Origin of the sequence: Acinetobacter sp. YH12152 (assembly GCF_013418285.1) — a bacterium.
Lineage (GTDB): Bacteria > Pseudomonadota > Gammaproteobacteria > Pseudomonadales > Moraxellaceae > Acinetobacter > Acinetobacter amyesii.
On sequence record NZ_VPCH01000008.1, the window covers coordinates 67,336 to 91,688 of the forward strand.

21 protein-coding genes are annotated in these 24,353 nt (G+C 40.9%); 7 read left to right on the top strand and 14 right to left on the bottom strand.

What is annotated here, in order from left to right:
* Positions 1-129: 129 nt before the first annotated feature.
* Positions 130-702 (bottom strand): TetR/AcrR family transcriptional regulator, encoded by a 573-nt coding sequence (locus FTU83_RS04530; RefSeq protein WP_180105743.1) that lies wholly within the window; start codon positions 700-702, stop codon positions 130-132.
* 131 nt (positions 703-833) lie between these two features.
* Between FTU83_RS04530 and FTU83_RS04535 the strand changes: the two genes are divergently transcribed.
* Together FTU83_RS04535 and FTU83_RS04540 are read left to right on the top strand one after the other, a co-directional pair.
* Positions 834-1,583 (top strand): SDR family oxidoreductase, encoded by a 750-nt coding sequence (locus FTU83_RS04535; protein ID WP_180105742.1) that lies wholly within the window; start codon positions 834-836, stop codon positions 1,581-1,583.
* A 50-nt stretch (positions 1,584-1,633) separates the two neighbouring features.
* Positions 1,634-2,239: a 2-hydroxychromene-2-carboxylate isomerase gene (locus FTU83_RS04540; protein WP_180105741.1), complete on the top strand. Its 606-nt coding sequence runs from the start codon at positions 1,634-1,636 to the stop codon at positions 2,237-2,239.
* A gap of 191 nt (positions 2,240-2,430) precedes the next feature.
* Here the strand turns inward: FTU83_RS04540 and FTU83_RS04545 are convergent, their stop codons facing one another.
* Together FTU83_RS04545 and FTU83_RS04550 are read right to left on the bottom strand one after the other, a co-directional pair.
* On the bottom strand, positions 2,431-2,922 hold the full coding sequence (locus FTU83_RS04545; protein WP_180024783.1) for a hypothetical protein: 492 nt from the start codon (positions 2,920-2,922) through the stop codon (positions 2,431-2,433).
* Positions 2,923-3,164: 242 nt separating this feature from the next.
* Positions 3,165-4,676: an aldehyde dehydrogenase family protein gene (locus tag FTU83_RS04550; RefSeq protein ID WP_078194071.1), complete on the bottom strand. Its 1,512-nt coding sequence runs from the start codon at positions 4,674-4,676 to the stop codon at positions 3,165-3,167.
* A gap of 221 nt (positions 4,677-4,897) precedes the next feature.
* Here FTU83_RS04550 and FTU83_RS04555 point away from each other — a divergent pair, with 221 nt between their 5' ends.
* Positions 4,898-6,079, top strand: coding sequence for a transcriptional regulator (locus tag FTU83_RS04555; RefSeq protein ID WP_078191528.1), 1,182 nt, complete (start codon positions 4,898-4,900; stop codon positions 6,077-6,079).
* Positions 6,080-6,100: 21 nt separating this feature from the next.
* Here FTU83_RS04555 and FTU83_RS04560 read toward each other — a convergent pair whose 3' ends face one another.
* Both FTU83_RS04560 and FTU83_RS04565 read right to left on the bottom strand, forming a co-directional pair.
* Positions 6,101-7,063 (bottom strand): alpha/beta hydrolase, encoded by a 963-nt coding sequence (locus FTU83_RS04560; RefSeq protein ID WP_180105740.1) that lies wholly within the window; start codon positions 7,061-7,063, stop codon positions 6,101-6,103.
* A gap of 246 nt (positions 7,064-7,309) precedes the next feature.
* The gene (locus FTU83_RS04565; RefSeq protein ID WP_180105739.1) at positions 7,310-8,521 is read right to left on the bottom strand and encodes an iron-containing alcohol dehydrogenase; all 1,212 of its coding nucleotides are present in this window, start codon (positions 8,519-8,521) and stop codon (positions 7,310-7,312) included.
* Between the two features lie 400 nt (positions 8,522-8,921).
* Between FTU83_RS04565 and FTU83_RS04570 the strand changes: the two genes are divergently transcribed.
* Positions 8,922-10,622: an NAD-dependent malic enzyme gene (locus FTU83_RS04570; RefSeq protein WP_180003556.1), complete on the top strand. Its 1,701-nt coding sequence runs from the start codon at positions 8,922-8,924 to the stop codon at positions 10,620-10,622.
* A 140-nt stretch (positions 10,623-10,762) separates the two neighbouring features.
* Here FTU83_RS04570 and FTU83_RS04575 read toward each other — a convergent pair whose 3' ends face one another.
* The 6 genes from FTU83_RS04575 to FTU83_RS04600 form a co-directional block, all read right to left on the bottom strand.
* Complete coding sequence (locus tag FTU83_RS04575) at positions 10,763-11,422, bottom strand: methionine ABC transporter permease (RefSeq protein ID WP_078191524.1); 660 nt, start codon at positions 11,420-11,422, stop codon at positions 10,763-10,765.
* A complete protein-coding gene (locus FTU83_RS04580) occupies positions 11,403-12,473 on the bottom strand; it encodes a methionine ABC transporter ATP-binding protein (RefSeq protein ID WP_180105738.1) in 1,071 nt (356 codons plus the stop codon). Before FTU83_RS04580 ends, FTU83_RS04575 begins: the two co-directional genes overlap by 20 nt.
* Positions 12,474-12,483: 10 nt before the next feature.
* Positions 12,484-13,314, bottom strand: coding sequence for a MetQ/NlpA family ABC transporter substrate-binding protein (locus FTU83_RS04585; RefSeq protein ID WP_078191522.1), 831 nt, complete (start codon positions 13,312-13,314; stop codon positions 12,484-12,486).
* Positions 13,315-13,378: 64 nt separating this feature from the next.
* The gene (locus FTU83_RS04590; protein ID WP_180105737.1) at positions 13,379-14,815 is read right to left on the bottom strand and encodes an LLM class flavin-dependent oxidoreductase; all 1,437 of its coding nucleotides are present in this window, start codon (positions 14,813-14,815) and stop codon (positions 13,379-13,381) included.
* Positions 14,815-16,038, bottom strand: coding sequence for an SfnB family sulfur acquisition oxidoreductase (locus tag FTU83_RS04595; RefSeq protein ID WP_180105736.1), 1,224 nt, complete (start codon positions 16,036-16,038; stop codon positions 14,815-14,817). The genes FTU83_RS04590 and FTU83_RS04595 overlap by 1 nt, the downstream gene beginning before the upstream one ends.
* Positions 16,039-16,049: 11 nt before the next feature.
* A complete protein-coding gene (locus FTU83_RS04600; protein ID WP_180105735.1) occupies positions 16,050-17,252 on the bottom strand; it encodes an SfnB family sulfur acquisition oxidoreductase in 1,203 nt (400 codons plus the stop codon).
* Positions 17,253-18,266: 1,014 nt separating this feature from the next.
* Here FTU83_RS04600 and FTU83_RS04605 point away from each other — a divergent pair.
* Positions 18,267-20,684 (top strand): membrane-bound PQQ-dependent dehydrogenase, glucose/quinate/shikimate family, encoded by a 2,418-nt coding sequence (locus FTU83_RS04605; protein ID WP_180105734.1) that lies wholly within the window; start codon positions 18,267-18,269, stop codon positions 20,682-20,684.
* 767 nt (positions 20,685-21,451) lie between these two features.
* Positions 21,452-21,772, top strand: coding sequence for a hypothetical protein (locus tag FTU83_RS04610; protein WP_180105733.1), 321 nt, complete (start codon positions 21,452-21,454; stop codon positions 21,770-21,772).
* 245 nt (positions 21,773-22,017) lie between these two features.
* Here FTU83_RS04610 and FTU83_RS04615 read toward each other — a convergent pair whose 3' ends face one another.
* The 3 genes from FTU83_RS04615 to FTU83_RS04625 form a co-directional block, all read right to left on the bottom strand.
* Complete coding sequence (locus tag FTU83_RS04615; protein WP_070155664.1) at positions 22,018-22,308, bottom strand: addiction module antidote protein; 291 nt, start codon at positions 22,306-22,308, stop codon at positions 22,018-22,020.
* A 1-nt stretch (position 22,309) separates the two neighbouring features.
* A complete protein-coding gene (locus tag FTU83_RS04620) occupies positions 22,310-22,606 on the bottom strand; it encodes a type II toxin-antitoxin system RelE/ParE family toxin (RefSeq protein WP_004647749.1) in 297 nt (98 codons plus the stop codon).
* A 97-nt stretch (positions 22,607-22,703) separates the two neighbouring features.
* The gene (locus tag FTU83_RS04625; RefSeq protein ID WP_180105732.1) at positions 22,704-23,225 is read right to left on the bottom strand and encodes a hypothetical protein; all 522 of its coding nucleotides are present in this window, start codon (positions 23,223-23,225) and stop codon (positions 22,704-22,706) included.
* Positions 23,226-23,855: 630 nt separating this feature from the next.
* On the opposite strand from FTU83_RS04625, the gene FTU83_RS04630 reads away from it, so the two are divergent.
* On the top strand, positions 23,856-24,353 hold a 498-nt coding region (locus FTU83_RS04630), incomplete at its 3' end, for a hypothetical protein (protein WP_180105788.1).

Below are 24,353 nucleotides of genomic sequence, written 5' to 3' on the forward strand. Positions count from 1 at the left end.
AGCGATTGAAAAGCATAAAAATTGGCAACCTTATACGGATATTGAATAATTAAGCCAAAGGGAGCTGACAGTTTATCGGAAGTGTTTAATCGTATAACTACATGAAGGATCACATAAAATAATCGTCACTTATGCAGCTGAGTGCGCGGCCAAATAATCTTGAATGACCATTTTATTGGCCTGCAAAATGCTTTTTTGTAATTCGGGATCATGCATTGCCCGTGCAATTAAAACCGCACCGACCAATTGGGACATCATGGCCCAAGCTTTTTCTTCACTCGCCAAATGTGCGCTAAATAAAGCATGACCGCGCAGTAATTCCTTTTCATAGGCCTGTTTAATCGTGTCATCTGCACGAGCTACTTCGGTCGCAAGTGTCGGCAAAACACAGCCTTGTTCAGGATGTTCAAGGTGGGAAGGGGTTAAGTAACGGTCTAATTCAAAATTAATCCAGTCGGCTGCATTATGATGCGGGTTGCTTTGCCACATGTTAAAGCTTTGCTGCAATTCATATTCAACCAATGCTTTGAGTAAATCCTGTTTTGACGAAAAATGTGAATAGAATGCGCCACTAGTGACACCTGCAGCTTTCATTAAGCTGTCAACACCTGTTGCAGCAAAGCCATTTTTTTTCGCAATTTGCCCCGTAATGTTGAGCAATTCTTGTCGTTTTTGTTGTTTGTATTCGGGTTTATAGCGCATGTGCATGACCCTAAAAAATTATGATTGACGATAAATTAATCATAACATAGTATTCGTTATAGTAACGATCGTTATTCAATAAAATTGATCGCACATGGAATATAAAAACTATCCAGCACGAGGAGATCGTCATGGAAAATAATCATATATCTAAGCCTGTCAAAGGTGTGGCATTGATCATTGGTGCAGGAGATGCCACCGGTGGTGAAATTGCCAAACGCTTTGCTTGTGGTGGTTATACCGCATGTATGACGCGGCGTAATGTCGACAAATTACAGCCCTTAATTGCTGAAATTCAAGCACAGGGAGGGACTGCTTTTGGCTTTGGTTCGGATGCTCGAAAAGAAGAGCAAGTGATTGAACTCATCGAGCACATTGAATCAAACATTGGCCCGATTGAGGTCATGGTCTTTAATATTGGTGCCAATGTGCCATGTAGTATTTTGGAAGAAACCGCACGTAAATATTTCAAGATTTGGGAAATGGCATGTTTCTCGGCATTTTTAACGGGTCGGGAAGTGGCGAAGCGCATGGTGAGCCGTGAATCTGGCACAATTATTTTTACGGGTGCGACGGCTGGGGTTCGTGGTGCCGCAGGCTTTGCCGCTTTTGCTGGCGCAAAACATGCGCTTCGTGCCTTGGCACAAAGCATGGCGCGTGAACTTGGGCCTAGAAATATTCATGTGGCGCATGTGGTGGTTGATGGGGCGATTGATACCGATTTTATCAAAGATACATTCCCTGATCTTTATGCTAAAAAAGAGCAAGATGGTATTTTAAATCCAGTACATATTGCAGAAAATTATTGGCATCTCTCACAGCAACCACGAGATGCATGGACGCATGAATTAGATCTGCGACCGTGGATGGAACGCTGGTAAGCACTGATTTAAAAATATTAGGACAAACAAGCAAAAAAAGGACGAAAAAAATGAAAGTCATTGAATTTTATTTTGATGTCGGCAGTCCATATAGCTATATCGGTTTTCATCGCATTCAACAGATTGCGCAGCAGTATCAAGCCGAGCTGATTTGGAAGCCGATGCTACTCGGTGGAGTGTTTAAAGCCACAGGCAATAGTAGCCCAATGGCGGTACCTGCGAAGGCACGTTATTCCATGATTGATCTTCAACGTTGGGGAAAGTTATGGCAGATACCCGTACAGATGAATCCGTATTTTCCGATCAATACTTTGCAGTTGATGCGTTTGATTACCGCAGTCCAATTATTTCAGCCTGAAGTATTTCTCAATGTACTGATGGGTATTTTTAACGCGATGTTTGGTCAGCCACGCAATTTAAATGATCTCAATGAATTAATTCAATTGATGCAGGAGCTTGGATTGGAGGTAGAGCAAGTTAAATCATGGCTTGAAGATGAAAAAGTAAAGTCTGAGCTTAAAGTTATTACCGAAGAAGCCATTGCACGAGGTGTGTTTGGGGCGCCAAGTTGGTTTGTCGATGATGAGTTATATTGGGGTGTTGATCATTTACATTTTGTTGAGGCGGCTTTACAGGCTTCATCACGATCAGCCTAATTGGACGAATACTTGAGTGAATGCTACTGAATATGAGCACCAGTTTTAGGACGGGAATGCAGAAGTTATTGTAGATGTAAGTAAAATTATAGAATGGATCATGGCTGATTGTCTTACTTACATCTACTTTTACTCAGCTTTCATTTGTATTGAGTCTTATTTTTGGGGTACTAACTTAAAAAACTTAAGCTTTATTCCGTATATAAATAATGCTGACATTTGGTGCAATTTACGGTGCATGAATCGCTTGCATAAATACCTTTACGAAAGAATCGTTTATTGCCGCAAAAAATACAGATAAATTCATCTTTATGATTTTTAGCGCTTGGTAGCTCTTGGTAAACGAGTCTTAATCCATTGTCTTTATAACGATAATTTCGACCATAAATTTGTTTAGCAAGCCAATAGTCCAAACTTGTAAATTTTATGGCAATACAACTGATGATACAAAAAGGAAATAGCCATATAGATTCAAATGCTTTGGAAACAGACGCCCAACCTGAAAATACACTTGTGAAAGTAAAAAACATGACCGCGAAAGCACCAAAGAAGAAAAGATAGAATACTTTGCTTTGGAAAGAGCTTAATTTGTTTAAGTATTTGAGATGATGTTCATAGGTCGAAATATCATCTTGGTTGGGCACAAATGCGGGATAACGTGCTTGCTTAGGTTTGTCTGACACTTGATCACCAAATGAATGACCACAGGCACTACAAAAGTGATGTTGTACTAATGCTTTTTCTCCACAGGAGACACAATATTTCATAGCTATTTAAATATTTTTAATTAATAAAGTTATTTGTTTAGCAAGCATAAGAAAATTTGCAGCTTTTTAAAAGAAATTTTAATGAATTCATTGAAGAGGCTTCTAACAAAAAAGCGAACCGAAGTTCGCTTTTTATCTCATGTATTGTTCAACGCTGCTTAGAAGAAGCCCATTGGTTTGGTGTCATAGCTCACCAACAAGTTTTTGGTTTGTTGATAATGATCAAGCATCATTTTGTGGTTTTCCCGGCCGATCCCTGATTTTTTGTAGCCACCGAATGCTGCGTGTGCAGGGTAGATATGATAACAGTTGGTCCATACACGGCCCGCCTGAATAGCACGACCCGCACGATATGAAGTATGCGCTGAACGCGACCAAACCCCTGCACCTAGACCATAAATCGTGTCATTGGCAATTTTAATGGCATCATCAAAGTCTTTAAAGGTTGCTACTGAAAGCACAGGGCCGAAGATTTCTTCTTGGAAAATCTTCATGTCATTGGTGCCTTTAAAAATCGTTGGCTCAATATAGAAACCTGTACCGACTTCATTTCGTGGGTCACCACCAGTAATCAGCTGTGCACCTTCATTTTTACCTGTCGCGATACAGCCTAAAATTTTGTCTTGCTGCTCTTGCGATGCCTGTGCACCAATCATGGTATCGGTATCGAGTGGATGACCCGTCTTAATACGTTTGACACGTTCGACAGCCATTTCCAAGAATCGATCTGCAATGCTTTCTTGTACCAATGCACGTGAAGGACATGTACAAATTTCACCTTGGTTGAGCGCAAACATGGCAAAACCTTCGAGTGTTTTATCTAAGAACTCATCGTCTTTGTCCATGATGTCTTCAAAGAAGATATTTGGTGATTTTCCACCAAGTTCTAAAGTCACAGGAATGATATTTTCAGTCGCATATTGCATGATCATTTGACCGACAGCGGTTGAACCTGTGAAGGCGATTTTTGAGATGCGTGGATTGGTCGCCAATGGACGACCGACTTCAACACCATAACCATTCACAATATTCAGCACGCCCGGTGGGAGTAGGTCTTGAATGAGTTCAGCCAAGACCAAGATGCTGACAGGCGTTTGCTCCGCAGGTTTCAATACGATGCAGTTTCCCGCAGCCAATGCTGGAGCAAGTTTCCAAGCCGCCATCAAGATTGGGAAATTCCACGGAATAATTTGACCGACCACACCAAGTGGTTCATGGAAATGGTAAGCAATGGTATTTTCATCAATTTCAGAAATGCCGCCTTCTTGGGCACGGATACAGCCGGCAAAATAACGGAAGTGATCGATACAAAGTGGAATATCAGCGGCTAAGGTTTCACGAATCGGTTTACCGTTGTCCCAGGTTTCTGCGACCGCAAGGAGCTCTAGGTTTTCTTCAAGTCGATCGGCAATTTTTAATAAAATATTTGAGCGTGTGGTTGGGGAAGAGGCGTTCCATTGGGCTTTGGCTTTATGCGCTGCATCCAAAGCCAATTCAATATCTTCAGCAGAAGAACGTGGCACTTTGGTAAAAACTTTACCGTCTACAGGGGAGATATTTTCAAAGTATTCACCTTTCACTGGCGCGACCCATTGGCCACCAATCAGGTTTTCATACTGAGCTTTAAACTGAACTTTTGAACCGGGTTGATTAGGATCGACATAACGCATATGAATTTTCCTTTGCTTGTTTATTATGATCTTGTTGGGCTGCCCATCTGTGGCAATCTACAGCTTTGGTATAAGGTACTTTTGTACATTATTTGATTAGCATAGCCTGTATAAGGTTGGAAAAAGGTTGGAGACAAGAAGGTTTACAATATTTTTTTTCAGTCTTAAAAACAAAAGCCGGGAAATGGATTTTTAGTCATGAATTGTTGTGAGAATAATGAATGATGATACAGAAGGATTTATCTGAAAAACGACAGAATGTCGAACGGTTAAGACAGGGCATGAGTCTGTCAAAGCAGCAAACCTCGCAATTGAATGAGAGCATTGCGAGTTCTTGGCAGCGATCGGCGCAGGCAGAAATTCCGGAAAATCGGAGTGCTGCGCCTTTGGTAAATTTAAGCCCTCAAAGTCAACAACAGTCGGCATTGCATCATGCCTTGCAACATTGTGCCGAAGATTTAAAACACATTGCCGAACAGTCGTCGATGGTACTTGCCGTGGGCGATGTAGGGAGCACGATTATTTGGAGTGCGTCGAGTCGGCAAATGCAAAGTGCTGCGGAAAGTGTGCATTTTATTGCAGGTGGGCAATGGCGCGAAGAATTGGTCGGCACCAATGCATTAGCGTTGTCTTTAAAAACCCAACAGTCGAGTTGTGTGTTTTCAAATGAACATTACATGCCATCAGTACATGAATGGGTCTGCTATGCAGCACCGATTATCGATCCACATACGCAGCAAATTTTGGGCGTGGTTGATTTATCCACCGTGTGGAAAAACCACAATAGTTTAGGGCTACTTGCGGCTGAACGCTGCGCTTCGATTATTCAATCGGCTTTACTCGATTTTCAAAAACAGCATTTGTATATTCGGGCCTTTGCTGTGCCGCAAGTGTTATTTAATGGCAAAGTGATGGTGCTGACCCCGCGGCAAATAGAAATTTTGACCATCTTGGCGCTATGTCCGCAAGGCATGACCTTAGATACCTTACATCAAGCTCTATATGGTGAACGCAAGGTGAGCGTCGGGACTTTAAAAGCGGAAATGTCTCAGCTACGTGATATTTTGGGCGGCATGTTAGGCTCACGTCCCTACCGTTTATTGGCGCAAGTCGAAGCGGATTTTTTACAAGCCGAACAAGCCTTAGATGCAGGTTATCTCGACTCTGCATTAAAACTATGTTCAGGGGTTTTCTTGGCCAAAACCGAAAGTCCTTTTTTAGGGGCATGGCGTGATTGTCTTGAGTCACGATTGAGCCAAGCGATTTTTAATGCCAAAGAAACGGATGTTCTGCTCAAACATGTCGCGCGTTTCCCTGAAGCCATTGATGCCGTTGAACGCCTGATCGAGCTGATGCCGAGATCACATCCCGTACATCAGACCTTGTTGAAATTAAAACAGTAAGTCGCAACGTCATTCAGGCTATTAAAGGCCTTTATTGGCCAGCCATTCAAAGAGCTGGGTATAGACTTGTTCACGCGCGGTTTTTTCCGAAAGCACTAAATCATGCAAGCCATTGTGAATGCTTTGAATGGTGACATCGCCCTGAATTTTCTTGGCATATTTTTGGATGTCTTTTACTCCTAAAATCACATCACTGGTCTGCGCTGCTTTACCCCATTTTTTGGGATTTTTAGTTTGATGCGAGTGCATGACCAAGACCGGTACATCTAGGCTGATACCTCGATGAATCTCTTTTTGAGCCTCATAAATTGTCCGCACGAAACTTAAATACACCATTGGATAGCGGGTCTTTTTCCAGTCTAAATTGAAGTCCCATTCACCCTTGAGTTCGCGGTGTAAGCTGGCGGTGTACCACTTATTCAGTTCACTTGGAAATTTTAAATTGGGAAAGGTTTTTGCCAATTTACTCAGCTGTGGAATACCCAGTGCGCGTTTCACTGGATTCATGTTGAAATCATAAAATGGGCTATTGACCCAAAGGGCTTGAATTAAAGGATGATTTTGATGATGCGCCGCATACAAGGTGGTGGTTAAGCCACCCGTTGAATGACCACAAAGCAGTAAGGCATCGTGACCTTCATCTGCAATGATCGTTAGGGCTTGATCTATTTCGGCATCGTATTCAGATAGTTCATGCACATTATAGTATTTTTGATGCGGGCGGATGGAGCGGCCATATTTTCTTAAATCCAAGGCATAAAAGTCGAAACCGTGCTGATTAAAGCGTTCCGCCATTTCGGTTTGGAAAAAATAATCGATAAAGCCATGGATATAGAGCACCGCTTTGGAGGTGGGGGCCGCTGCTTTTTTGCGAACCAGTGTGGCAACCACAGGGCCTTCATAATCATCCGGGAAGGTCAGCGTGGCTTGTTCATAGCCTGCGCCCAAAATGTCAGGCTGATAATGAATATGTGAATGGCTCATTATTATACTCATCAATATTATTGGACATTATGCTTTATCCTTGATGAGCCATAAGCTTTTGTCAAATGAATAATCGATGCTGTTATGCGAACTAAAAAAGAGTGACCTCAGTATGAAAACGACCAATCTAGAGTCGCTTCCCTGAAATAAAAAGTGAAATGGATTCAGTTGAGCCTACATCACCAGACTCAAAGGGTAATGTAGGCACTTAGGTCACTTAAACATGAAGACCTTTGAGGGCTTAACTTAAACAGCCGCTTTGAAGTCGACCACAGAAGCATTGGCTTTAAGCGCTGCCTTGAAAATATCAACCACTTGAGCATGATTCGCTTTACGTGGATTGGTTAGCATGCAGGCATCTTTTTGCGCATTTTCAGACATGATGCTGAGGTCTTGTTCTTTCACACCGAGTTCAGAAAGGCTTGATGGAATGCCAATCGAAGCAGACAGTTCACGGATTGCTGCAATCGCTGCATAAGCCGCTTCAGTCACCGTTAAACCGTCGGTTGGCACACCCATGAGCTGTGCGATACGTGCATAGCGGTCAGGGCAGGCGATCAGGTTAAATTCGCAAACGTGTGGTAACAGCACGGCATTACATACGCCATGTGGCAAGTTGTAGAAGCCGCCAAGTTGGTGCGCCATCGCGTGGACATAACCTAAAGAGGCATTGTTAAAAGCCATTCCTGCTAAGTACTGTGCATAGCTCATCGCATCACGAGCTTCTAGGTTTTCGCCATTGGCTACGGCAGAGCTGAGCCATTCACTGATCATTGCAATGGCCTTTTCAGCACAAGCATCGGTAATTGGGTTTGCAGCAGTTGATACATAAGCTTCAACGGCATGCGTTAAGGCATCCATACCAGTTGCAGCAGTTAATGCCGCAGGTTTCGCAATCATCAGCTTCGGGTCATCAATGGCGATAAGAGGGGTACAACGCCAATCGACAATGGCCATTTTTACATGGGTTTCAGTATTGGTAATGATACAGAAACGGGTCATTTCAGATGCTGTACCAGCAGTGGTATTAATCGCAATCAGCGGAGTCATTGGGACTGTGCTTTTATCGATGCCTTCATAGTCACGAATATGGCCACCACCCGCAGTCACTAAGCCAATGCCTTTGGCACAGTCATGAGAAGAGCCGCCGCCGAGAGAGACAATAAAATCACAGCCATTGTCATTGTAGGCATCTACACCGCTATGCACGTTGGTGTCAGTTGGGTTGGGTTCTGCGCCCGGAAAGATGTGACTTTCTACGCCAGCTTCAGTTAAATATGCGGCAATCGTATCTGCTACACCAAATTTGTAAAGACCGGCATCGGTCACGATAAGCGCTTTCTTTGCGCCAAGATTTTGTGCCTTTGCACCAATTTCTTTAGCACAGCCGGGGCCAAAAAGTGAAACACAAGGGATGTAAAAACCGTTTGTTTGATCTGCAATATTTTTAAAAGCCATGGTGCGATTCCTTCTACCATTCATTGTCATTTGTTATGGGTGATACTCACCTAAACTGAGTATTGCGAGGGATGTTTTAAATTCACACCTACCAAAGACCTACCAAAATTATGGCTTTGTTTTGAATTTATTTAATTGATTGAAATTTAATCATTAATTATTTTTGTTATTTTCTAAGATTCGCTAAAAGTCGTATACATTTAAGCCAAAATAGGCGTTGCGATGATTGGATGCATGATCGAGTTATCAGATTATAAAATCTAACTAAAACTACTATCAATTTACTAAATGCCCCAAAGCGCTCGAATCAGGATAGGCTATAACAAATAACGAGATAGTCACTTTTGTGCATTTCGCTTTTTGCAGTGCGAAACAAAAGATTAATTAAACGAGTTAAATAATGCCCAGTGAAAATTTGAAAACGAAACGACCTTTATATATTCCTTATGCCGGAAATACACTTTTAGAACTCCCACTTTTAAATAAGGGTTCTGCGTTTAATGAAGATGAACGTAAGAGCTTTAATTTACACGGTTTAATTCCACACGTTACAGAAAGCATTGAAGAACAAAGTCAGCGTTCTTATCAGCAATATTGTGCATTTAATAGTGATATCAATAAGCATATTTACCTGCGCAATATTCAAGACACCAATGAAACATTGTTCTATCACTTAATTGAAAACCACCTCAGTGAGATGATGCCGATCATCTATACACCAACAGTGGGTGAGGCTTGTCAGCGCTTCTCGGACATTTACCGTCGTCATCGTGGGATTTTTATTTCATATCCTGACCGTGATCATATCGATCAAATTATTCATAACGTGAATAAAAAGAATGTGAAAGTGATCGTGATTACGGACGGTGAACGTATTCTTGGTCTTGGTGACCAAGGCATTGGGGGGATGGGGATTCCGATTGGTAAGTTGTCGCTGTACACTGCGTGTGGTGGGATCAGTCCAGCCTATACTTTGCCGATTACTTTAGATGTCGGAACCAATAACCAACAGCTGTTGAATGACCCGATTTATATGGGTTGGAGTCAGCCTAGGATTAGTGGTGAAGAATATTATCAATTTGTCGATGACGTGATTAAAGCCATTCAACAACGTTGGCCTAAAGCGCTGATTCAATTTGAAGACTTTGCACAAAAAAATGCGATGCCTTTACTGGAAAAATATCGCGATAAAATTTGCTGTTTCAATGACGATATTCAAGGGACAGCAGCAGTGTCTGTCGGAAGTTTAATTGCGGCATCACGTGCAGCAGGCAAGCAGCTCAAAGATCAAATCGTCACCTTCTTAGGGGCGGGTTCAGCAGGTTGTGGGATTGCAGAACAGATCATCAAGCAAATGGTGGCGGAAGGTTTAACCGATGCTCAAGCACGTGCGCGGGTGTTTATGGTCGACCGCTTTGGTTTAATTACTGAAAATCAGCCGAATCTTTTAGATTTCCAACGCAAGCTTGCGCAAGCACCGGATAACGTCGCACATTGGGCAAATGCAGATTCGGTCATCTCACTCCTGGATGTGGTTACACATGCCAAACCGACTGTATTGATTGGGGTTTCGGGACAACCGGGGCTGTTTAGCCAAGAGGTTATTGAAACGATGGCTGCAAATTGTGAACAGCCTATTGTGTTGCCACTATCTAACCCGACATCACGTGTCGAAGCGGTGCCTGCAGATATTATCGAGTGGACCAAAGGTAAGGCCCTGATTGCGACAGGTAGTCCATTTGCACCAGTGAATTATCATGGCAAGATTCATCAGATTTCACAGTGCAATAACTCCTATATTTTCCCGGGGATTGGACTGGGTGTGATTGCATCTGGGGCGAAACGTGTGACGGAAAATATGCTGATGGCATCTAGTACGGCATTGGCGGACTGTTCACCAAAATTGGCAGATCCAAATGCTGATTTATTGCCAAGTTTGGATTATTTACAGGATATTTCGAAGAAAATTGCATTGAAAGTCGCGTTGGCTGCGATTGCTGATGGTGTTGCGCCAAATGTCAGCGTTGAAGTGCTCGAACATGCGATTGAAGCGAATTTCTGGAAACCTGAATATCGTGATTATGTCCGTGTGACCTATTAATTCTGTCTAAAGATTCTGTTTAAGCAGAATCAATTTTGCAACTGATCGAAAAAATACCCTAATGCAGATTAGGGTATTTTTTTATGTGTAGCGGCATATTATTTTTCTAAGAAATACGAAAAATAATCGTGAGGGTCGTTTTAAATTTTGCGTTTATCCAATTGGTTGGAAATGTGATCTCCACAGGCTTGAACCAGCATCACGATCGCGACCAAGACCACTATCACTGCCAGCATGATTTGCATATCAAAGCGTTGATAACCGTAACGGTAAGCAATATCCCCCAAACCACCTGCACCGATAGCTCCTGCAATGGCAGAAGAATTAATCATGGTCACCAAAGTCACAGTAAAGCCCGCGACGATGCCAGGAAGCGCTTCAGGGAGCAGCACATGCCAAATGATTTGTTTGCGATTACAGCCGATGGCTTGAGCGGCCTCAATCAGACCTTGATCGACTTCACGTAAACTTACTTCAGCTATACGTGCAAAAAAAGGCGTGGCCGCAAGGGTTAAAGGTACGACAGCGGCCCAAACGCCATAACTGGTGCCCACGATAAAGCGCGTGAGCGGAATAAGCGCTACCATTAAAATAAGAAATGGCACCGAACGGGTAATATTGACCAACCAACCTAGGGTGTGGTTTAGGCTTTTTGAAGGATAAATCCCGTGTTCAGCACTACACACCAATACGACCGCTAAAGGCAGGCCGATCAGAAAGGCCACAAAGGCTGAAACGCCGACCATCAGTAAGGTATCAATGGTTCCACTAATCAGTAAATCAATGAGTTGGTCGTGCATAGCCGAGTACCTCAATCTGTGCGATATGGTGTTTAAGTTGTTCAGATACGGCGTTGATCTCTAAATGGCTGCTGTCCACAGCGACAATCAACGAACCGATTAAATGCCCTTGAATACTATCGATATGACTTTGATACAGATGTACTGGCGCCTGAAATTGATCAAAAATAAACTTTAAGTCAGGCGACTGTTGTAGTGTCGATTCATATCGTAATTTTAAAATGATTTGATCATTTGAATCTGACGGTTGTGGCTGAATATCGCTTGGTAAATCAAGTTGTTCAAGGTTGAGTAACTCTTGTGTGATCTGCTGTTGAGGCGTAGAAAACACTTTCCAAACCTGTCCTGCTTCTACAATTTCGCCTTGATCGATCACTACAACCTGATCGCAAATCTCGCGAATGACCTGCATTTCATGGGTAATCAACACAATGGTAATACCGAGCTTTTGATTAATTTCTTTAAGCAAAGACAGCACAACAGAGGTACTTTCTGGATCGAGTGCAGAAGTCGCTTCATCACAGAGTAAAATTTCTGGATGATGAACTAACGCTCGTGCAATCCCGACACGTTGTTTTTGCCCACCGGAAAGCTGAGAAGGGTAGTGTTCTGCTTTATTTTCAAGACCTACCAACTTCAGCACTTCATTCACTCGCTGAGCGATATCGGCTTGACTGAAATTGGCGATTTTAAGTGGCAGCGCGATATTGTCATACACGGTTTTGGCAGACATCAAATTAAAATGCTGAAAAATCATCCCAATACGCTGACGCAGAGCAATCAACTCTGTGTGATTTAGGCGAGATAATTCCTGTTGATGGATGTAAATACTGCCATCACTGATTTGTTCTAAGCCATTCAGCGTTCGAATCAGCGAAGATTTACCCGCGCCGCTTTTCCCAATAATGCCGAATATTTTGCCTTGTGGAATATTCAGATTGATATCTTTTAAGGCATGCACCTGCTGTCCTTGCACATCATAAAATTTATTTAAATTTTTGATTTGGATATGCGGGACGGCAAATTCAACCGATGAACCGAAACTCACCATGAGCGACTCCTTATTTCCAACCAGGGAACCACAGTTTTGCACCAAAATCTGCGTCCAATGCCTGTTTAACTTTAGGTGAGTTTTGATAAATATCGACAAATTTACGCAGTTTATCGTCACGATCTACATAGTCATCACGTACGGCAAATAAGATGGCAAAACGCTTGTCAGTATTGGAGTCAAACAGTAAGGCATTTTCAGGATCGGCAGTTTTTGCTAGACGTAAATAATGTGGATAGCCAAAAGCCAGATCGACATCATCAATCGCACGTGCCGTTTGAGGGCCTTCCACCTCAATAAATTGAAGCTGTTTAGGATTCGCTGCAATGTCATTTAAAGTCGATAAAAAGTTATCTGGCTGTTTCAGTTCAATGAGCTTGGCTTGCTGTAACAGTTGTAAGGCACGGCCCTGATTGACCGGATCATTCGGAATCACCACTTTGGCTTTATGGGGTAAATCAGCAAAGTTTTTATACTTTTTTGAATACAGTCCGACATGGGTTGCAGCACCGACATCAAAGGCTTTGATTTTAAAATCCGTTTCTTTTTTTGCATTGTCTAAAAACGGCTGATGTTGAAAAAAGTTTGCATCAATATCACCATGATTTAAGGTGATATTCGGGGTATTCCAGTCCGAAAATTCCACCAATTTCACGTTCAGTCCTTGCTGCTTGGCTTCATCTGCAGCGACTTGTAAGGGTTTAGCAAAAGATGGGCTAATCCCAATCACCAATTCACTTTGATGACTTTTCTTTTGTTGATTCCAAATAACTAAGCCAATCACCAAGATGGCTACGATCACACCAATCAGTGTGAATTTAGATTTTGCTGTTTGTGCCATGGCACACCTCTATATTTCGAAATAATTAAATTTTTTGTCTAAAATATTGTTTTTTAATTGCAGCTTATGCTGTCTCAACGTTTTTAAGTGCTGCCTGAGATGATGTGTCGGAAGTGCGACATCGGTAGCGATGAGCGGGATGTGTCGTGGCTAAATGGTCACCTTGTTGAAACAGTTTTTGCCTTAAACTGCCAGTGTCATACGCAGTTTTATAGCGACCACGTTGCTGTAATTCAGGAATGACCAAACGGATAAAATCTTGATGTGACTCAGGTGCAACGGTGCGAGTCAGATTAAATCCATCGATGCCAGTTTCATCCAAATAATCAATCAACTGTTCTGCAACGTTGGCGCCACTTCCGACAAAGAGCGGATATCGCCCACCTAGAACGTGCTGAGCACGCAAATCTTGGCGCGTAATTTTCTGCTCTTTAAATTTTTGATTGACCGATGCGATGCTATTGGTCTGCTGATACGGAATGGCTTCATCTTCTGCAAAGTTGGCGAGGTTCATCCCAATCGAGCTGGAAAAGTGTGCCAGTCCCGCTTCAGGATTGGCATAGCGAATGTATTCAGCCAATTTCTCTTGGGCGAGTTCATCGGTCTCTGCGGTCACCACCGTAATGCCAACAAAGAGTTTCACAGCTTGTGGGTCACGACCTTGCGCTGCAGTTTGGCTGCGAATTTTTTGTACCTGATTTTTAACTTTTTCTGCGCTGTCTGCACCGATAAACATGCCTTCTGCATGTTGCGTCGCAAAAGCTAAACCACGTGGTGAAGCACCGGCCTGATACAACACAGGGGTGCGCTGAATCGATGGAGAAACTTGAAATACCCCTTGGCTTTGATAGAACTTGCCTTGGTGTTGAATGGCATGTACTTTTTTTGGGTCGCTAAAGATGCGATTTGCTTTATCTTTTTGAACCGCATCATTTTCCCAAGAGCCTTCCCAAAACTTATAGCAAAGCTGCAAAAACTCTTCAGCTTGTTCATAGCGTAGATCATGATCTTTCAGGCCTTTTTGCCCAATCAAGCGTTCTGCACTGTCTAGATATCCAGTCACGATATTCCAACCGATTCGACCTTGGGTCAGGTGGTCTAGGCTGGCAAATCGACGTGCAAATTGATAAGGCGTTTCATAGCTCAAATTGACTGTTACACCAAAACCTAAGTTTTCAGTGACCGCAGCCATTGCAGAAATTAGGGTGCTGGGGTCATGGCTCGGCAGTTGGATCGACTCTTTAAGTGTGAGATCAATATTGCCTTCATAAACATCATAGACCCCGGTGATATCCGCAATAAATAGCCCGTCAAACAGCCCTTGCTCCAAGGTTTTGGCAAGATCGGTCCAATAGCTCAGTTCATTAAAGCGGTGTGACTCATCGCGTGGATGGGTCCATAAGCCATGATTGATATGGCCGACACAGTTCATGTCGAAGGCATTCAGTAAAATTTTCTTGGCAGAATGTGATTGGGTATCTGCTGTGGTGATTTGGCTCATTACAAGGTCCCTCGACGTGGGGGCAATACGCCATTTAGGAGGTAATTGGCAATGAAGAAATATTTCCAACGCCCTGCATCATGCAAGGTATGAACACGTGCATTACGCCAAAATCGATCTAGGCCATCTTCACGCTGACTGCCACGGCTGCCTGCAAGTTCAATCAATTTTGAAGCTGCCTTTAGTGCAGTTTCAGTACTATGCGCACGCACTTTCGCTACATCTAATGAGGCTTTTGCGATGTTTTCGGCATTGGGCTGTGGGCGAGCAGCATCGATGGTACGAGCGGCTTGTTTCAGCAAGACCTCACTGGCACGAACATCTGCGGCAATGCGACCGAGTTCGTATTTGGTTAAAGGATCTTCGCTTGCAAGATCAAGGCCGGAATCAATCCATGGTCGAGTTTGGTGTACGCGGCGCAAACTTTCTTCAAAGGCTGCACGGGCAATCCCAACTTCAATCGCAGCATGCATAATTTGCGCAAATGGCCCCACCAATGTCGGCTCTGTAAATGCACGATCAAAGGGAATGACATCTGTGGCAGGAACCGCAACTTGATGAAATTTAACAGAGCCGCTGCCGGTGGTGCGTTGTCCAAACCCTGTCCAATCATCGATCAACTCTAGACCTGCACTTTCACGTGCAATAAAGGCTAAATATTCACGACCATCGGGGTCTTTGACCAATGTGGGAATGCGATGTGCAAATAAACTGCCGGTGCAATAAAACTTTTCACCATTCACCACAAAACCATCGTCATGAGGACGAATCGACGTTTTTTTTTGCGCAGCGGTTTTGGTTTTAAACTCGGCTAAGGCATTGCCAAAACGAGCGCCAGCAAGCACTTCAGCATAAAGCTTTTGCTTTTGTTCAGCGGTGCCGGTATTTCGTAATACTTCTAGTGCATAAAAATGGTTTTGTGGAATTTGTCCAATTGAACCATCTACACCACTCATAAGCGCAATCACTTGCGCCACGGTATAACTTGAAACTTCGGCACCGCCAAATGCCTTGGGAACCGTGATTGCCCAGAGACCAGATTGACTATAGGCCTCGATTTCATCAAACGGCAGTATGCGTTCGGCATCACGTTGCACGGCATTTTTTCTAAATTGTTCGGCCAATTGTTTTGCAATTTCAAGTGCTTCTGCATCGGACTGAATAATATGCGCAGGTGTTGTTGATATGGCCTGTAGCGAATTAATATTTGGAAATGAGGTCATCAGAATTCTCCTTAAATCCACGCATGGCGTGCAGGTAATTTATGATTTAAGTAATAGTCGCCTAAGGTATGCAGCTTCCATCGCACAGGATCATGTAAGGTGTGTACTCGGGCATTGCGCCAGTGTTGATCAAGGTTATGGGCACTCAAACTTGCACGGCTGCCGCCTAATTCAAGGAGTTTTTCAGAGATCTGTAAGGCTGCATCATTGGCATAGATTTTGGCTTCAGCGACACGAATCGAAGCTAGAGCAGCTTGTTGTTCGCTCACCTGATCAAGCTGATCTAATTCATCGAGGTAATCTGCGGCTTCATCTAAAAGTAGAATCGCAGCATCCAATAAAACGGCAGATTTACCCACTTCCTGTAGGGTGTAAGGCTCAAAACTGGCTTTCTCGACTTGTGCATCTACAATTGGACGGGCTTTTTGTACCGCAGAAAGGGTGTCTGCAAAGGCAGCTTCCGCAATCCCCACATCGATCGCGACTTGCATCAATTGCGAAAAGGCACCGCGATACGTTGGCCCTGCAGAAAGCTTACGTTCATCAAAAATTAATAGGGGATCTACTGCCACATGATTCAGTTTGACAGTGCCACTAGACGTTGTGCGTTGGCCAAAACCATTCCAGTTATCAATCACTTCTACGCCTGTAGCGTGTCGATCAATGATGGTCAGGACAACATGACCTTCAGGGTGAACGGCTTTAATCGCCAACCAATCTGCAAAACTACTGCCGGTCGAATAGAACTTTTCACCATCGACCACATACGTTCCATTTTCAATGCGCAGCGTTGTATTTAAGGTTTTGGTGTCTTTGGTATTGCGCTCTGGGCCACCATTGGCTAAACGTTTTCCCTGTAAAATTTCATTAAAAATAAAGGCTTTTTGTTCATCCGTTCCCATGAGGTCAATCATATACAGCAAGGCAATTTGGTTTTGTGGAATTTGGCCCACGCTAGAATCTGCTTTATTGATAATGCGAAAAACCTGCGCCAGTGTCTTGTTGGACACGTAGGCACCGCCAAATTTTTGGGGAATACGAATGCCGCCTAAACCTTTCTGACTGAATAAGTCGATTTCTGCAAAAGGCAGTAGGCGGTTCTGATCACGTTCATTTCGACCTTCCAAAGCAAAATCTGCAACGTGATACGCTGCATGAATTGCTTCTAAGTCATTTTCAATAACATGAATATTTTCAGAGATTAAATGAGACATAATGACACCTTTAATAGATATCAAAACGCTACTCGTAAATGCGTGATTCTTTAAATGATGGATTATTCTTAACTTAGCAGAATGTCTTTTTAGCATTTAATCTGCATAAAAATTATGCAAATTTGATAAAATAAGTGTTTGATTTAAAACAATAGATGTAGAAATAACAACAAATGAATTTATTAGAAAATAAGGTATTAGCAACTTTGCAGATATTCAACCTTAAAAATAATATATCTAAGACAGTGGGTTAGATACTTCTATTTGAATGAAGTATAGCTTTGTTCAAGGCCTCATTTAACATTGTAGATTCGTCTGAATCGCTCCAAATTATCTCACTTTCTTTGTAGAAGACAAAAGCTTAGTAATATTACGATAGCTATAAAGAAAGTAGTGATAGGCTTCATCTAGCTATTGGCTCTAGAGCTTGATGTTTTAACATACATTAAATGGGATGAGTGGAAACCTCAGTCTGAATATCGTTGCCAATGCAGTTAAGAAATTGCTTCGAACAGGAATAAAGGATGAGATTCTAAATTACCAGTTCAATATTTCTTAAATTAATCAGATTCATGCATGTGTAATGGTTTGAAATCAATTGAACGAACGAGGCTGTTTTCACCCCTCAATGATGACTTAAATCTAAGTTGTTTAGGAGGGCTTAATTTTTTGAATCTTTGAATAAGCATGTCGATCAAAACACAATACTTGAAAAGGAGTATACTTCTACTACTAAAGTACAATCACAGTGTGTGATTGTACTCAATCTTCAAACTTCGTTACATAGGCAACTATTTGGTATCAATAGCCCAAATTATTTCCTTATCTGTAAGTATTTAAAACTGAATGCTAGCCATAACTTCAAGAATTGAATGAGTAGAATGTAATTAGATTTATACGATTTCAAATGCGTTTTGTTGGGCACCATGTATTTATAGCATACGATTTAAAAGACTTTACTTTATTCTAATTTTTTGGCTATTCAACCAAGCCTATATTACCCAGAGGCAAGGTATGAACACAGAACAAACCTCTCCGCAAGAGCGTGTAGGGGCTAAAGTCTACCGATATTTTTTTATCGTACTGACTGCTCTGATCGCACTATATTTAATCATCCAAGGTTCTAAATTATTGAGTCTCGGTGGTTCAAGCTATTATCTCATTGCTGGTGTTGCGTATATCGTCATCGCTGTTTTATATGCAATGAAAAAAGCCGCTGGCTTTTGGTTGTCTATCATCACATTTATTGCAACTGTGATCTGGGCAATTGCTGAAGTGCAAGGTTTTGACTTTTGGCAATATATTCCACGTTTAGTGACCCCAACTGTTTTATTTGTTTTAAGCCTATGGGCAAGTCGTAGTCTGCCTGCACTGAGCCTCACAAAAGTTAAAATAGCCAATCAAGTTGGATTCGTTGGTTTAGCTGCCTGTGTGGTTGCGCTGATTGCCGCATTCTTCCCACATGGCAAAATTTTAAATCCAGTTGATCTCGTACAAGATCCAAGTTTAGCAAAACCAAATGCTGAAAACCCAGACAACTGGGAGTATTTTGGTCGTAATGGTAACGGTACACGTTTCGCTCCATATACTGACATTACCCCTGAAAATGTCAAAGATTTGAAAGTTGCTTGGACCTACCATACGGGTCGTGATTTGAAAGCAGGTGTAGACGAAAATACACCCATTCAAATTGGTAGCACACTGTATTCATGTACACCGACCAATATTATCACTGCCATTGATGGTGATAGTGGTAAAGCACTTTGGAAATATGATCCTAAAGCAAAAACTGCGGAACATATTACCTGTCGTGGTGTAGGCTACTACGATGCAACTAAAGATAAATCACTTACACCTGCCGATTTAGCATCTAACGGCATCAAAGCATGTCCACAACGTATTTTAACCTCTACTGTTGATGGTCGTTTAATTGCCTTGAATGCGAAAACAGGTGCTTTATGCCCTGAGTTTGGTATCAATGGTCAAGTCGATGTTTTACATGACATGGGGCCAACTGAACAAAGTAAACGCTACCACCCAACATCAACTCCTCTCATTGCAGGTCATGTTGCAATTTTAGGTGGCTGGGTCCGTGATATTGTGCACGGCGAGCCTTCTGGTGTCGTACGTGCCTATGATGTTCGTACAGGTAAATTGGCTTGGGCGTGGGATATTGGTAATCCTGAACTTGTTGGTGAGCCTAAAGATGGTAAAGGTTATACCCTTGAAACGCCAAACATGTGGACCATTCCAACCTATGACAAAGACTTAAATCTTGTTTATTTACCTACTGGTAATGGTCCTCCAGATTATTGGGGTGGTGACCGTAGTGGTGCTAAAGAGAAATTTGGTTCGGCTGTCGTTGCTGTCAATGCAACGACTGGTAAAACAGTGTGGTCGTATCAAATTGTGCATCATGACGTATGGGATTATGACTTACCGTCACAACCTGTGCTTTACACCATGACCAATGATCAAGGTGAAAAAGTTCCTGCATTGATTCAAACCACTAAAATGGGACAAATCTTTGTCTTAGACCGTCGTACGGGTAAACCAGTGTCTAAAGTGGTTGAAAAAACCGTTCCAACCTCTGGTGCTGCTGAAGGTGAAAAACTTTCTCCAACTCAACCATATTCTGTCGATATGCCACAAATTGGGAATGACACTTTACGTGAAAAAGACATGTGGGGGATCTCTACCTTTGACCAATTAAACTGTCGTATTGATTATAAAGATTCTGTGTATCAAGGTCTTTATACCCCGCCGGGTGAAAAACCATATATAGAATGGCCAAGTCTTTTAGGTGGTATGAACTGGGGTGGTATTTCTATCGATGAATCAACAGGTTTGATGTTCGTCAACGATATGCGTATGCCACTTCGTATGTCTCTTGTACGTAAAGAAGACATGGGCAAGTACAAAATCTCAACGGATGAAGTTCCAGGATTCATGGGGACTGTACGTCCACAATTTGCAGGTCCATATGCAGGTGTAAAAATCGACATCATGCAGTCTGCATTGGGTGTACCATGTAACCGCCCTCCGTTCGGAACCATGACAGCGATTGATTTGAAATCTAAAAAAGTCGTTTGGGAAGTGCCAATGGGGACTGCTGAACAACTTGGACCTTTAGGTATTAAATCTCATATGCCAATGCCTCTTGGTATGCCTACTTTAGGTGGTCCAACGTCAACTGCTTCTGGTCTAGTATTCTTTGCAGGTACTCAAGATTACTACTTACGTGCTTTAGACTCTAAAACCGGTAAAGAAGTGTGGAAAGCTGAACTTCCTGTGGCTGCTGTTGCAGCACCATTGATTTATAAGTCACCAAAAACTGGAAAACAATATGTGGTTATTTCTGCAGGTGGTGCAAGCCACTCTAAAGATGTAGGTGATTACATCATTGCCTATGCTTTGCCTGATCAAAAATAATTGACATACAATTTACTAAAAAACCAAAGCTTAGGCTTTGGTTTTTTTTGAAAAAATAATGATCAATATCTAAAATTTTAATAAGTAATTAACTACACTAATCATAGTTTTTCACAAATTCTAAAACGTAGATCGCATTCAACTTTTAAAGTCCCTTTTTATGCTTAATTCGTCACCTTAATTATAGGGAGTAAGAGAGTCATGTAATTTATTTGATACACGGTGTTTCATCACATATTATCAAATCAAGGGATGTTATTTTGTCTCGTATATTTAAAGAATAATCCTAATTTTCGAGTAGCTAGTAGTAGGAGGTTTTCAAAAAATGAATAAAATTAGTCATAAAAAAAGCCCCCATCTTTCGATGAGGGCTTTTTGAATTTGGAGCGGGAAAGGAGACTCGAACTCCCGACCCCAACCTTGGCAATAGTCACCGACATAAAATACCTCGAATTACATAAATTGTATTTTAATAAATCCTATATATAACAATTATATAAAGTCTTTATTTTATGTAGTGTAACTTAAAGTAGGGTGAGGTACTTTGGTTTTTGGTCACTAAAATTATTGTGATAATCAACAATAATAACCGACACATACATACTGAATCTAAGGGGGTTTTACTGATTGGTATAATTTGGTGTTGAGGCTATACGATCTGGAATTACGATTTCTATTTTGCCTTTTGGCGTAAGACGTATAAATATAGCCTTTCTACTTTCTTATCTAAAAATTCATCTTTGTTGCACTTCGACTGATAATCTAAGATGTCTTATCATTATATTAATATTCCTAATTTATCTCAAACGGAAGTTTATTTGAAATATAAAAAAGATAATAATAAATTAACTTATATTTCTTTATCCTCTGGTGGACCAGTAAGCTTTATTTTGAAAAATTCAGATATAAATGTATTAAATGAATTAAAATTAAAACTATTGAAAAAAGAAAAGCTTAGTTACTCAAATCAACTAGCGGAATATCAACTGAGTGACGGAACTTTAAAGTATCAGGTAGTAGCAAAAAATACCCTAGATGATACAAGCTTACCTAAAGAATTCTATAGCTTTGATATATATATAGAATAGTTGAAAATAAAGTTTTGAGACTGTTCTAAATTTTGTGTAAATGCTTAATTTTAATTTATCATTAAAAGAATAATTACAAAAGGTACTTCACATAGAAAACAATATAAAGTCATTCGTAATTAAGTTGATTATTTTCAGTGGTTCTAAAGATTTCCTAAAATTAACATAATACACCTTATACGAAATAACAAAAAATAAAAAAATGGGAGCTTTAATCTCCCATTTTTATTATATTTTTTAATATTTTAGGCGTGTTGTACTGTGAGTTTTAAGCCTAAAGCATTCACTACACGATTAATCGTATCAAAACGTGGTGCTGAATCCTGACGTAGGGCTTTGTAAAGTGCTTCACGTCCAATCCCTGCTTCTTTAGCGATTTGAGTCATGCCACGAGCTTTAGCAATTACGCCAAGGGCATGAGCTAATTCAGCTGGATCATTTTCTTCAAGAACTATGTTGAGATACATCACAATGTCTTCTTCAGTTTTGAGTGACTCAGCCATATCAAAACTTGGTAAATCAGCGACTTTAACCATTTTAATCCTCCAATGTTTTCGATAATTTGACTGCACGATCGATGTCTTGTTGTTGAGTTGATTTATCTCCTCCACCAAGCATTACAATCACTACGTCACCATGTTGGATGTAATACATCCTCCATCCGGAACCGAAGAATTCTCTCATTTCCCAAACGCCATCCTGGAGAGGTTTAATATCTCCCCAATTTCCACGTTGAACCTTATCTAATCGACGATTCAGGCGGATACGAGTCATATTGTCTTTAATGCCATCTAACCATTCATCAAATTCTGGCAGACGTTTAATTTCAATCATGAGTATTCCTTCTCTTCTCACCATATTGTATTCGATCGAATACAATATGCAAGTAATCTATACGAACATCCATTAATTTCGTATAACAGCCATTATGTTAAATCCCCTCATTCCAAGCTTTATCTAAACTTTTCAAATTATTGTATGCTTCTTCAAAATTATTTAATTTAAATGTTAAAACAGGAGATGAAAAAGGTTTTTCCCAAACTACGGATGTTACAAGGTCATGCATATTGTCCCATGCTACCCCAAATCGAATCCATTGAACCTCTGATTCAGTCACGATCTGTTCAATCATAATTACATTACAGACAAGATCTAAATCATCAGGACAAATTAAAATTGGTATGACAGTTGATACTGCACCATATTCAGAAGTTTCGGGTTTTAATAGTTTCCATGCATTACTCAAAGGAACGCTATTTTCAAAGTCATATAGCCAACCCTGTGCTGGAACGGAAGATTTTGCATCTTTAAAACTAGTGTTTTTACTTATCCATATATTTAATGGAAGCCCATCAATAGCAAAAATAGGAAATGGTTTAGTGTTTCCACTTCCATCCTGAATACATCCTTTGATAGGGTGTTCATTTAATAATGTTGCTGAAATTAAGTTCATATATTTTTTAAATACTTTAAAGATTTCCTAAAATTAACATAATAGAGCTTATACGAAATGCTTTTTGAAATATCATTGTTTTTCATATAGTTAAAAATTTTTCACCCCCCCTGAAAAACAACAAAAAACCGACTTGGAAACAAGTCGGTTTCTTTTTGAGCAATTTTGATACTTCTTGTCAATAAAATTGATCAATATTTAATCAATTTGTCATTTTTCTCTGCGTTATCAAGACAGCGCTGGCTTAAATTATCCCCAATTTCTGCGGACAACTCTTGGGATAAAAATCCACCAATTTTGTACGCTTTGGCTCACACCAATTCCGGCCCTTTGCGCCTATACGATCTGGCTGCAATTTCCTATGATGGATTCATCAGGAACAGGAAGTTCCACACAATAATAAGAACATAGATACGCACAAGGACTGTAAGGTACGACAGGAGTTATACCGAGCGAACCAATACGAAAAAGCCCAACAGGATGTTGGGCTTTTTTATGTCTTGAATCTGGATTTCGTATAAGAGATTTTATGTTAAGTGTATTTTTATATCTATAAAAAACTTTCCATATAAATGATTTATATGAAATATATGTGATAATTTGAATCTTAAAAGTATCAGAGAAGATAAAGTGGGAAAAAGTCTAAATTTAGCAAATTCAATTTTCGCAGGCTTTAATGATAAAAACGGATTAATGATTTGTGGTTATGAATGGGGTGAAGAATCACAAAGTAAGGGGCAAGAAGTTATAATAGATATGACTAAAGAATGTACCTTTTCTAATAAATCATTGCGATATGGTGATGTTGCTAAGACATGGATTAAATACGATAAAAGAATTAGAACTTGGTTTTCTATGTGGGGGCATCCTCTAAATGAGGAAGGCTTAGGCGATGCTTTCGACAAAATGATTGTACAAACTAATTGGGCTGTAGAATCAAAAAAATCTCGTTCTGCAATTCCTTTCTACAAACAAGATGAAAATGTTGATAATTTTATAGTACATATAGAAGAACTTAGACCTAAAGTAATTCTGTTTATGGGAAGTGAGCTTTTAACTAAGGTACTAAAATTTTATAAAGTAAGGGATAAATTCACTCCAATTATGGGCAATGAAATTGAAAAATTG

What these genes read in the sequence shown, in the direction of transcription:
- FTU83_RS04540 (WP_180105741.1), top strand. Translation starts at nt 1,634, where the DNA reads ATGAAAGTCATTGAATTTTATTTTGATGTCGGCAGTCCATATAGCTAT.
- FTU83_RS04615 (WP_070155664.1), bottom strand. Translation starts at nt 22,308, where the DNA reads ATGGTTAAAGTCGCTGATTTACCAAGTTTTGATATGGCTGAGTCACTC.
- FTU83_RS04550 (WP_078194071.1), bottom strand. Translation starts at nt 4,676, where the DNA reads ATGCGTTATGTCGATCCTAATCAACCCGGTTCAAAAGTTCAGTTTAAA.
- FTU83_RS04600 (WP_180105735.1), bottom strand. Translation starts at nt 17,252, where the DNA reads ATGTCTCATTTAATCTCTGAAAATATTCATGTTATTGAAAATGACTTA.
- FTU83_RS04625 (WP_180105732.1), bottom strand. Translation starts at nt 23,225, where the DNA reads ATGAACTTAATTTCAGCAACATTATTAAATGAACACCCTATCAAAGGA.
- FTU83_RS04580 (WP_180105738.1), bottom strand. Translation starts at nt 12,473, where the DNA reads ATGGTGAGTTTCGGTTCATCGGTTGAATTTGCCGTCCCGCATATCCAA.
- FTU83_RS04560 (WP_180105740.1), bottom strand. Translation starts at nt 7,063, where the DNA reads ATGAGCCATTCACATATTCATTATCAGCCTGACATTTTGGGCGCAGGC.
- FTU83_RS04575 (WP_078191524.1), bottom strand. Translation starts at nt 11,422, where the DNA reads ATGCACGACCAACTCATTGATTTACTGATTAGTGGAACCATTGATACC.
- FTU83_RS04620 (WP_004647749.1), bottom strand. Translation starts at nt 22,606, where the DNA reads ATGATTGAAATTAAACGTCTGCCAGAATTTGATGAATGGTTAGATGGC.
- FTU83_RS04555 (WP_078191528.1), top strand. Translation starts at nt 4,898, where the DNA reads ATGATGATACAGAAGGATTTATCTGAAAAACGACAGAATGTCGAACGG.
- FTU83_RS04535 (WP_180105742.1), top strand. Translation starts at nt 834, where the DNA reads ATGGAAAATAATCATATATCTAAGCCTGTCAAAGGTGTGGCATTGATC.
- FTU83_RS04585 (WP_078191522.1), bottom strand. Translation starts at nt 13,314, where the DNA reads ATGGCACAAACAGCAAAATCTAAATTCACACTGATTGGTGTGATCGTA.
- FTU83_RS04610 (WP_180105733.1), top strand. Translation starts at nt 21,452, where the DNA reads ATGTCTTATCATTATATTAATATTCCTAATTTATCTCAAACGGAAGTT.
- FTU83_RS04605 (WP_180105734.1), top strand. Translation starts at nt 18,267, where the DNA reads ATGAACACAGAACAAACCTCTCCGCAAGAGCGTGTAGGGGCTAAAGTC.
- FTU83_RS04590 (WP_180105737.1), bottom strand. Translation starts at nt 14,815, where the DNA reads ATGAGCCAAATCACCACAGCAGATACCCAATCACATTCTGCCAAGAAA.
- FTU83_RS04595 (WP_180105736.1), bottom strand. Translation starts at nt 16,038, where the DNA reads ATGACCTCATTTCCAAATATTAATTCGCTACAGGCCATATCAACAACA.
- FTU83_RS04530 (WP_180105743.1), bottom strand. Translation starts at nt 702, where the DNA reads ATGCGCTATAAACCCGAATACAAACAACAAAAACGACAAGAATTGCTC.
- FTU83_RS04565 (WP_180105739.1), bottom strand. Translation starts at nt 8,521, where the DNA reads ATGGCTTTTAAAAATATTGCAGATCAAACAAACGGTTTTTACATCCCT.
- FTU83_RS04570 (WP_180003556.1), top strand. Translation starts at nt 8,922, where the DNA reads ATGCCCAGTGAAAATTTGAAAACGAAACGACCTTTATATATTCCTTAT.